The sequence below is a fragment of the Clostridium sp. UBA1056 genome (genome assembly GCA_002316385.1).
In the GTDB taxonomy this organism is placed as follows: domain Bacteria; phylum Bacillota; class Clostridia; order Clostridiales; family Clostridiaceae; genus Clostridium_J.
Genome location: DCDL01000018.1, coordinates 1 through 9959 on the forward strand (window position 1 = coordinate 1; position 9959 = coordinate 9959).

General features: G+C 29.4%; 11 protein-coding genes. 4 read left to right on the forward strand and 7 right to left on the reverse strand.

Annotated elements, in window-relative coordinates; genetic code table 11:
* Positions 1 to 648: 648 nt before the first annotated feature.
* From B3W71_RS05395 to B3W71_RS05425, 7 genes are all read right to left on the reverse strand, one after another.
* Positions 649 to 1098, reverse strand: a complete 450-nt coding sequence (locus B3W71_RS05395) for a DUF2691 family protein (protein WP_346887919.1) — start codon at positions 1096 to 1098, stop codon at positions 649 to 651.
* Position 1099: 1 nt separating this feature from the next.
* Positions 1100 to 1264: a hypothetical protein gene (locus tag B3W71_RS05400; RefSeq protein WP_346887920.1), complete on the reverse strand. Its 165-nt coding sequence runs from the start codon at positions 1262 to 1264 to the stop codon at positions 1100 to 1102.
* Between the two features lie 215 nt (positions 1265 to 1479).
* Positions 1480 to 1800, reverse strand: a complete 321-nt coding sequence (locus B3W71_RS05405) for an RHS repeat-associated core domain-containing protein (protein ID WP_346887965.1) — start codon at positions 1798 to 1800, stop codon at positions 1480 to 1482.
* 500 nt (positions 1801 to 2300) lie between these two features.
* On the reverse strand, positions 2301 to 2735 hold the full coding sequence (locus B3W71_RS05410) for a hypothetical protein (protein ID WP_346887921.1): 435 nt from the start codon (positions 2733 to 2735) through the stop codon (positions 2301 to 2303).
* A 60-nt stretch (positions 2736 to 2795) separates the two neighbouring features.
* Positions 2796 to 2936 carry a hypothetical protein gene (locus B3W71_RS05415; protein ID WP_346887922.1) on the reverse strand — a complete coding sequence of 47 codons (141 nt, stop codon included), beginning with the start codon at positions 2934 to 2936 and terminating at the stop codon, positions 2796 to 2798.
* A gap of 406 nt (positions 2937 to 3342) precedes the next feature.
* A complete protein-coding gene (locus B3W71_RS05420) occupies positions 3343 to 4002 on the reverse strand; it encodes a hypothetical protein (protein ID WP_346887923.1) in 660 nt (219 codons plus the stop codon).
* Between the two features lie 184 nt (positions 4003 to 4186).
* Positions 4187 to 4600: a DUF3785 family protein gene (locus B3W71_RS05425; protein ID WP_346887924.1), complete on the reverse strand. Its 414-nt coding sequence runs from the start codon at positions 4598 to 4600 to the stop codon at positions 4187 to 4189.
* Between the two features lie 301 nt (positions 4601 to 4901).
* Here B3W71_RS05425 and B3W71_RS05430 point away from each other — a divergent pair, with 301 nt between their 5' ends.
* From B3W71_RS05430 to B3W71_RS05445, 4 genes are all read left to right on the forward strand, one after another.
* Positions 4902 to 6293: a hypothetical protein gene (locus tag B3W71_RS05430; protein WP_346887925.1), complete on the forward strand. Its 1392-nt coding sequence runs from the start codon at positions 4902 to 4904 to the stop codon at positions 6291 to 6293.
* 80 nt (positions 6294 to 6373) lie between these two features.
* Complete coding sequence (locus B3W71_RS05435) at positions 6374 to 6667, forward strand: metalloregulator ArsR/SmtB family transcription factor (protein WP_346887926.1); 294 nt, start codon at positions 6374 to 6376, stop codon at positions 6665 to 6667.
* Positions 6668 to 6804: 137 nt separating this feature from the next.
* Positions 6805 to 9306: a CoA-disulfide reductase gene (locus B3W71_RS05440; RefSeq protein ID WP_346887927.1), complete on the forward strand. Its 2502-nt coding sequence runs from the start codon at positions 6805 to 6807 to the stop codon at positions 9304 to 9306.
* Between the two features lie 437 nt (positions 9307 to 9743).
* Positions 9744 to 9911, forward strand: a complete 168-nt coding sequence (locus tag B3W71_RS05445) for a hypothetical protein (protein ID WP_346887928.1) — start codon at positions 9744 to 9746, stop codon at positions 9909 to 9911.
* Positions 9912 to 9959: the final 48 nt, after the last annotated feature.

Below are 9959 nucleotides of genomic sequence, written 5' to 3' on the forward strand. Positions count from 1 at the left end.
ATCTTTGACTTGTTATTTATTTCCAGATACCTGATATCAATAATACTTTGATTTTATCAATACTTCTCAGTAGTTCTTTACTAATTATAAATTGTATAAATACACAATAATAATTAATAATATTGAATTAAAAGTTACATTATATATATATCACACTTTTTCATTCACCACAAATAGACATTTACATTCTACATCACGCTATTAATTGTATCTTAAGCAATATCTTTTTTCAATATAATCATTCTAAATAAAGTGTCAAACTCTCTTTAACAAAATTCTTTTTTTCATTCAAAAAAACATGCTAGTTTCTTTCAATAATAACCTGTTGACTCTATCCCTATTAAAAAACAGCTTGAGTTCCATTAGAGTCTTCTGTTTCTACTAATCTATCTGCTAAATCATAGGTATATTTTTAATATATATCACAATCTAGGATTTCACTAAAGTGCCATATAATAATTACTTAAAATTGTAAGTTATATTAATTGAGTAAATTGGATAATTAACACGATTTAATAAAATCTTATCAAATTGATTATTCTTGACCTCCAGACTTCCGAACTTCCACCACATTCAAACCTTTGATATAACTTGCATTGAACCTCCTAGAGCAAAACTATATTTTTATAAATAATATAACTGCTACTATTACATGCATTCAAATTCCTTTATTCTATCATTTTCATCAGTTATATATTCTATTTCTTGAAAATTGTTATTTTGCGCATTTAGCCTTATAATTTCAATAATCTTCATAGATTTCGAGTATATATCCACATAGATAGTATCACACATTAAAAATACAAGTTCACAGTTACTATTTAAGAATTCATTATAATTTTTTACTTGTTGGATATTAGTCTCACAAGGAAAAACTTGAAGATTTAGAGCAGCAAGATAGTATGGTGATTTAGAAATTATTTCATTAAATTCTTGCCCAATATATATATCTGAATCAAATAAAAAATCACCTTTCTCAAGAAATACCTGGTCTTCACTAATTCTCCAAACATAATTATCCTTATTTATTCCATCAGTTATTTTGTTAATAAAAAAATTATATTCATTTGGTATTTTAAATCTTAATCCTCTAATCATATTAACCTCCCAAAATTATAGTCATTCCTTTTCCTATACCTGATCCAAGTGGAACAACCAAGAAATCATCAGCTACTATAATGGTTATTCCAATTGCACATACAGCAACTAATCCTACACTACATACACCTTGAACTATATCATAAGCCTCACCTCTATGTGGCATATCACCATCCCATTCCCAATCATGAAAGTAAGGGATTTTAAGTTTTGGATGATGATCAGGATGCCCATAATGTGTATCCCTTTTCGCTCTACCATATTCGTCATATTTTCTTACTGTTTGCTCATTTTATGTTTTTTGTTTGGAATTTGCCTTCGCACCACTCATTGGCAAACTCTGTGAAGGTGCTTTTGTGCGGCCTTTGCCATAGCCCTAGCTCATCTCATCACAGATGTTTCTTCACCCTGAGTGTATACAGGTCTAAACCCAGATGGTTCTTTTGCTGTAACAGGATTATTATTACAATAAGCAAATATATTATGAGATAACAGTGCTCCTACATTTCCATCGAACGCATCCGCATTTATAAACCTACCCATCTCAGGATTATAATATCTTGATTGCAAATAGTAATACCCTGTCTCATTATCATATCTATAACCTCTATATCTATAAGGATTCTTTTCTCCTAATATTTCATCTACTGATATAAATATTAATTTACCTATTTCTTCATGAACTACATTATTTCCTTCTATTGAGGTTAGATTCTTCCACCTTCATATTTAAATATATATTAACCTATTGTGCTAATTAAAGACATCATAGGTAATAATATTATTTATATTTCACCTTTATCCATACATAGAAAGATAGATACCACCAATTTCCAATAAATGGACCAACATTTTAAAATGTTAAAATGTTAAATATTTAAATAGTTTCCATTATAACTTTTTAAAAGGTTATAATGCTATATATAATGTTACATATATGAACTAAATAATTCTTTTATGAAAATTAATAAGTTCACCTAGCACAACAAGTTATATTAATCATCGGTTGTTACTTTTTACATTAAACTTATCATTAAAAGCCAGTAAAGTGAATAATTCACTACTACTGGCTTTTAATAATTCTTTATTCAGTTAAAATTACAATTTAATCATAGTAAATTTAAAATTTATCTACCTATTTTTATCTTTTGCTAAATATTATCAAGTAATATTTCATTCAAATATGAAGTTTTCATTTATGATCACACAATGGCTAATACTAGCATTAATACCATTGATGCTACTGTAACTATGCTAACTACAATTAATTTTTTTGCCTTTGCCTTGTCTCCTGATTTCCATCTACCAACTACTATGACAACAAACATCATTGTTAGCAGTGTGAATATTATTATTGGTATTGTAAGAAAATTAAAATGATATTTTATAAAACTATCATAAAAAGCCTGATGCAAAATACCTATAATCATAAGTATTATTCCTATTATCAATAGAATATTTTCTTCTAATTTTGCTTTTCTACCTTTATTTAATTTATATATTCCATAAATAAATAACATAATTAAACCGATAAATAATATATAAATTGCATTATGACCCTTTAATAAATTATATAAACCCATCCCAAAAACAGCTAAAATTGGACCTATAATAAGTTTTCTTTTATCGTCTTTCAATATTAATCCCACTTTCTTAGTTACTTACATTTTCCTTAAACATATCTACTGAAATTCCTATCAGAATTCCTGTTCAGTTAACAAAGCTGTTGGAATAACTGGTAGTGCACTTGCTCCAATAAATACTCCTGCAGATACCAACACATATGCATTCAAAAACCTTTCAATCTCATAACCGTAATATTTGGGATGTACGTTCATTATTTCTTCATGAGATGCTCTTTTTCCTTCTATATAATTTGCTAACAAATAATATAATTTTATTATTAAAAAAGCGATAGTTATTCCACTTGATTGGAACAACTATCACCTTTATAGGTAATTACTTTATAGTTTTGAAATTACTTATTTCCATTTTTTACATATAACTTTAAAAATGCGCACCACCCTACTATATTAATAAGGATACTATTAATCCCTTAATCATTAAAGGGTAGTTCTCTTTGTATATACCTATTACACATACAATCATCGAAATGATAATAGGTACTAAGCCTATTGATAACCAATAATATTTCTTTATAAAAAATATTATTTATTCTTATCCTTAATATTACATTGAAAAAGAGTGCTTCAAAAATTTATTTGAAACACTCTTTTTCTGATACTATGTGCTACAAAGAGCCTGAGCATATTCCATAGCCTCTTGTATATTGGAAAACTGATAATCTTTATGCCCTTCATAGAATGTCCTCAAAAGATTACCTCTGTTCTCTATGTCATTAATTTTAAAATATGACTGTCCACCATCGTCTTTAGGATTCAACAGTTTCTCTTCTACTACCTTTATTGCTCCATTAGAATCCTTATTGTAAATAACAATATTTTCATCCTTTATTCCTATAAAGTAAGAATCTTCTTTGTAGTTATATCCTTCTACATCCTTTATAAATACCACATTTTCTTTTGTGAATTTCTCTATCTTATATCCAAAGCTAGAAAATATCTTTTCAGCCTGCTCTTGGTTAAGACCAATTAGATCATCTTTTTTTACATTTATAGTTTGGTCTAATTTATCATTAATTTTCACTTTATCTAATGAGTTTTTATAGTTTAATATGAACTCTATATTGCTTTTTTCTGAAATTACCGCATCATTCATATTCATAAAACTAGCTTGAGTTGCTTCACCTAAAATTCCAGTTCCTCTCTCCTTGGAACTTCTTAGGAAGGCTATACTCACAGTATAGCTAATTAAAAAAACTATCATACCTACAGAGGCTATAAAAATGTATAATCCTTTATTTTTTTTATATCTTTTAAACATACAATCCCTCCTACTAGGGATTGTATCCAGTTTTTATATGTTTATACATCAACTTCTATAAATATCTATAAATTATTTCCTTCCAATAGCCTTCCATTAAAGAGTATATGAAATTAACCTAAAAATATACACAGTTATTTAATTACATGTCACAATTATTTAATTACATGTCAAATTTATTTAATTACATATCACATTGTTCAATTTCTATAGTAAAGCTCCTACAGCTTTCACATACTATAATAGACACAATATAACTTTCATCTATACTTCTATTCTTCTCTAATCGAGAATAAGTAGTATTTTCAAAGTCATTGCTTATGTTACTCATTATATATTTTCCTTCTTTAATAAACATATAAAAATGATACTCTAAAAATCTATAATATTTTTTATCTACAGTCTCACTATTGCTACATTCTTCGCAATTATCAGCATAATACTCATAATCAAATTGCACCTTTTCTTTAGCTTCTGCTAAAATTTCTAACACCTTTTCTATGTTAAAGCCTTCAATTTCATCAGCTTCCATATAAGAAAGATTATCCTCTGATAAAATAAACTCTTCATCGTTATGTTTAAATTTAAAACTCTTCATATTTTTCTCCTTAAATCTCTAATTTAGGCATGTGAAAATAAATAATAGACCAANNGATTTTAACGACGCAGTATTCGTGGCAAATAGGCGAGAAAACTGATCTATTATTTATTTGATAGTGCCTTACTCTAAAATATCACATTATTACTATTATATATTATTTGAAATTATTTAAACAGTTTTATTCATAAGCAATTAAAATTCTTATCATGATGTAAAATTTTAATCTTGCCCTTTAACACTAATTCTGTCTCCAGCATATTCTATTACTAGATTAGGATAAGTTATCAGGAGGCTACAAATGATTGAATTAACCGCAATACATTATATTTATTTAATCTTTATAATACTAATTTTAATAGTAATGATAAAAAAATTAGACTGCTCTCTTATTTGCATTGTTGGAGTAGTATTAATCGCATTAATTAGCACTAAGTCTATTCCTACATCTTTAATTAGCATTTTTAATAGCTTTATTTACTCAATTACAGAGTTATTGCCAACAATACTTATAATATCTATAATTGCTAGTTTAAGTAAGGCTCTTTCCTATATAGGAATAAGCAAAGTTATGATAGAACCCTTTAGTAAGTTTATAAAAAATGATTTTATAGCCTTTTGGGGTATAGGTATAATAATGATGATATTTTCCTATTTTTTCTGGCCATCTCCAGCTGTTGCATTAGTTGGGGCAGTGTTAGTACCTGTTGCCATTAAATCCGGTCTTCCTGCAATAGGTGCTGCTATAGCAATAAATCTTTTTGGTCATGGTATTGCCTTATCTACAGATTTTGTAATTCAAGCCGCTCCCAAACTAACTGCTGATGCTGCTGGTATTCCTGTGTCTGAAGTAGTTAAAGCTAGTGTTCCTCTTATAATTATTATGGGAGTTGTAACTACAGTTACAGCCTTTATTCTATTAAAGAGAGATATGAAGAATGGAACTCTTGAAAATCTCACCTATACTGAGTACTCAGAAGAAGTTGAAGTTACAGATGAAACTCTTTTAAGTAAAGGCTGGAAAACCTTCTTCGCTGTATTAATTCCCCTTTTATTTGTTGTTGATGTATTTTTAATGCTTCTTTTAAATTTAAAAGGTGGAGATGCTACAGCACTAATCGGTGGTACAACCTTAATTGTGCTTATATTAGTATCTATAAAAACTTATAAAAAAGCTTCTTTTAATAAGATCACCAGCCATTTAGTAGAAGGACTCCAATTTGGATTTAGAGTTTTTGGAGTTGTAGTTCCAATTGCTGCCTTTTTTTATGTAGGTGGCGATGGATTCACAGCTATTATAGGAAACTATTTACCTACAGGTTCTTTAGGTATAGTAAATGATTTAGGTTTTGCTCTTTCTAATGCAGTTCCACTAAATAATGTATTAAGTGCCTTTGGTGTAACTACTGTAGGTGCAATCACAGGACTAGATGGTTCTGGATTCTCTGGCATAGCTCTAGCAGGCTCCACTGCAAATTTATTTGGAACTGCCACCGGTGGCAACGTAGCTACCTTAGCAGCTCTTGGACAGTTAGGTGCTATTTGGGTAGGTGGCGGTACCTTAATACCTTGGGCTATAATTCCTGTTTCTGCCATATGCAAGGTATCTCCTTTCGAACTTGCAAATCGCAATTTTAAACCAGTAGTTCTAGGTTTAATTGTTACTACCTTAGCAGCTCTATTCTTCTTATAAAAAATATTTTTTATTATTTATTGACACCTTTGTAACTATATCGTATTATGTGAATATAATGATATGGAGGTATATAAAACATGAATAAAGATGACACATTTTTAACTAATCCAAAGGTCTTTGAAGAAAAAGCAAATATTTTAAAAGCATTAGCCCACCCCGTAAGGCTTTGTATTGTTAAAGGTCTCATTGATAATGGTGGAAGCAATGTTACTAATATGCAAAGTTGCTTAAACATGCCTCAATCAACTATATCACAGCATATTGCTAAATTAAAAGCCTTTGGTATTATAGATTGGCAACGTAATGGCTTGGAGATTATATATAGTGTTAGTGATGAGAAAATAAAAGAACTAATAGAAGTTTTATTTTAATTATTTAAGAAGTCGAAATTCTTTAGACTTCTTTTTTATAAAGATTTATATCGTATTATTGTGATATATGAATATTGAGATATATTTTAATTATTTTCTACATTTTATATGATTTAATTTTGAAAGGGGACTTTAATATGAGTAAAAAAGTTATTATTGTTGGTGGAGTTGCTGGCGGAGCTTCCACTGCTGCACGTCTAAAAAGATTAGATGAATCTTTAGAAATAATTATGTTTGAAAAAGGCGAGTATATTTCCTTTGCCAACTGTGGACTTCCCTATTATATAGGAGAAACAATAACGGAAAGAGAGAACCTTCTAGTTCAAACAGTAGAAGGCATGAGTGCTAGATTTAACATTGATATAAGAAATTTCAGCGAAGTTATTAAAATTGATAAAGAAGCTAAGAAGGTTACTGTAAAAAATCATATCTCTTCTCAAATTTATGAAGAAAGCTATGATGTACTCGTTTTATCACCTGGTGCTAGCCCAATAACTCCACCTATTCCTGGACTTAAGGAGTCAAATAATTTATTCACTCTTAGAAACATACCAGATACTGATAAAATTAAAGCTTTTGTTGATAATTCAGCTCCAAAGGAAGCCTTAATTGTGGGTGGTGGATTTATAGGACTTGAAATGGCTGAGAATCTTCAGGAAAGAGGAATTTCTGTAACCATTGTAGATATGGCTGATCAAGTTATGGCTCCTTTAGACTATGAAATGGCAGCTATAGTTCATGAACATTTAATTCAAAATGGAGTTAATTTAATTTTTAAAGACGGGGTTAAATCCTTTGAAAATAACGGTAAAAAGGTAGTCTTAAGTAGCGGTAAAGAGATTGCTACAGATATGATTATTTTATCAATAGGTGTGGCACCTGAAAGTAAAATTGCTATAGATGCTGGACTTAAAGTAAATAATAGAAAAGCAATTATTGTAAATAAGGAAATGAAAACCTCTAATGAAAATATCTATGCTCTTGGTGATGCTGTAGAAATAATTGATTATATAAATGGTAATCCAACTATGATTCCACTTGCATGGCCTGCTAATAGACAAGGGCATATTGTCGCAGATAATATCTGTGGTAAGAAGGCTGAATATAATGGTACCTTAGGTTCTTCTGTAGCAAAAGTCTTTTCACTTACTGTTGCAACTACAGGTAATAATGAAAAGACGTTGAAAAGACTTAACTTAGAATATAAAGCTATTCATTTGCATCCAAATTCTCATGCTGGCTATTATCCTGGTGCCTTCCCTATTTCTCTTAAGATTTTATTTAATCCAAGAGATGGAAGAATATTAGGAGCACAAGGAGTAGGTCTAGATGGAGTAGAAAAACGTATTGATGTTATAGCTACTGCTATAAAGGGAAATCTGAAGATAACAGACTTACCTGAACTAGAATTGTGTTATGCTCCTCCATATTCTTCTGCTAAGGACCCTGTTAATATGGCTGGATATATAGGAACTAATATAATGGATAATTTAATTAATATTATTCAATGGGATGAAGTTGATACATTAATAACTAATAAGGAATTTATACTAGATGTAAGGGAAGAGATGGAATTTGAAGTTGGTCATATAGAAAGTGCTGTAAATATCCCTCTAGGTACTCTTAGAAATAACTTAAATAAAATACCTAAGGACAAAATAATTTATGTTTACTGTCAAGTAGGTCTTCGTGGATATATCGGTTGTAGAATACTTTCTCAATATGGATTTAATTGCGTTAACTTAGACGGTGGTTATAAAACCTACTCTGCCGTTAAATCCTCTATGGAGTCTTTAGAAAATATAAACACTAAAGAGAGCTTAGAAGAAAAAACTCCAGAATGTTGTTGTGAGTCTGCTACTTATTCTGCTATAGAAGAAACACCTACAGCTGCTGTAAGTCTTAATGCTTGTGGACTTCAATGCCCAGGACCTATTAGTAGAGTTTTTGAAGAAATGGTTAAACTAAATGATGGAGATATATTAGAAGTTAAAGCTTCTGATCCTGGTTTTCAGAAGGATATTAGTAGCTGGTGTGACAAAACTGGAAATACCCTTATAAAAGGTGAATTTAATAAAAAAGAAAAAGCCTTTGTAGCACTAGTAAAAAAAGGTATCTCTTGCGATTTAACAAGAAGTGCAACTCCACCTAGCTGTGATACTTCAAAAAAAGATGGCGCAACCCTTGTAGTTTTTAGTGGTGATCTTGATAAGGCTATAGCATCCTTTATAATCGCTACCGGAGCTGCTTCCATGGGTAAACCTGTTACCATGTTCTTTACCTTCTGGGGACTTAATATCTTAAAAAGGAAGGATAAGCCTTCCGTTAAAAAGGATACCATGGAAAAAATGTTTGATATAATGCTTCCTAGCAATACAGGAAAACTTCCTCTATCTAAGATGAACATGGCTGGTATGGGTCCTGCTATGATTAAAAATATCATGACTAAAAATAATGTAGATGACATTGATACTCTTATAGCTAATGCTCTTAAGATGGGAGTTAAAATACTTGCTTGCTCTATGTCTATGGATTTAATGGGTATTAAACGTGAAGAATTACTTCAAAATGTTGAAGTTGGTGGAGTTGCAACATATTTAGCTTCCACAGAAGATGCTGGACTTAATTTATTTATATAGATTAAATCTTATAACTAAATAAGTTTAGTTATATAATTCATTATTTAAATTTTATATTTCAATTTAAATAAATGGCTATCTTTTTATTGAGATTAGCCATTTATTTATTTTAAACTAATTACATCATAGATATATTAAGTTATTCTTTTTCCTTAGGAGATTTAATTCCTGCCTTTGAAGATATATGATCCTTTACATTTCCTGTCTTAGGATTACTTGAAGTATGCTCATGATTTTTATGATTTTTAGCCATGTTTAATACCTCCTTTATAATAATTATCAATATTATTATGTGTCCAAACATTCAATATATACTCTTAATAATATGGTAATACTTCTTTCTACGGAAGCTAATCCTTTACTTTCCATAATATTTTTTCATTTAAAGGACAAACTAATTATATAGTTATTTTTTAATAATTTAAGGAGGTGTTTTTATGGTTGATAATAATAAAAGTCGTCTTAAAGATAGAAAAAAAAGTCAAGCTGAACTTAGAAAAATGTATCCTAAGGATGGTGCAGATGTAGGAATAATAAATGGAGTTAAAATAGGTTCCTATGCTAATAGCAAGGATCATTCCGGAAAAAATGAAATAACTTACTAATAAAAAGAGACTTTTGCAGAATATATTACTAATCTTATATAAAATATT

Bases quoted from the DNA above. Each gene is read 5' to 3' on its own strand.
- B3W71_RS05395 (WP_346887919.1), bottom strand. From the start codon at position 1,098: ATGATTAGAGGATTAAGATTTAAAATACCAAATGAATATAATTTTTTT.
- B3W71_RS05400 (WP_346887920.1), bottom strand. From the start codon at position 1,264: ATGCCACATAGAGGTGAGGCTTATGATATAGTTCAAGGTGTATGTAGT.
- B3W71_RS05415 (WP_346887922.1), bottom strand. From the start codon at position 2,936: ATGAACGTACATCCCAAATATTACGGTTATGAGATTGAAAGGTTTTTG.
- B3W71_RS05420 (WP_346887923.1), bottom strand. From the start codon at position 4,002: ATGTTTAAAAGATATAAAAAAAATAAAGGATTATACATTTTTATAGCC.
- B3W71_RS05425 (WP_346887924.1), bottom strand. From the start codon at position 4,600: ATGAAGAGTTTTAAATTTAAACATAACGATGAAGAGTTTATTTTATCA.
- B3W71_RS05430 (WP_346887925.1), top strand. From the start codon at position 4,902: ATGATTGAATTAACCGCAATACATTATATTTATTTAATCTTTATAATA.
- B3W71_RS05435 (WP_346887926.1), top strand. From the start codon at position 6,374: ATGAATAAAGATGACACATTTTTAACTAATCCAAAGGTCTTTGAAGAA.
- B3W71_RS05440 (WP_346887927.1), top strand. From the start codon at position 6,805: ATGAGTAAAAAAGTTATTATTGTTGGTGGAGTTGCTGGCGGAGCTTCC.
- B3W71_RS05445 (WP_346887928.1), top strand. From the start codon at position 9,744: ATGGTTGATAATAATAAAAGTCGTCTTAAAGATAGAAAAAAAAGTCAA.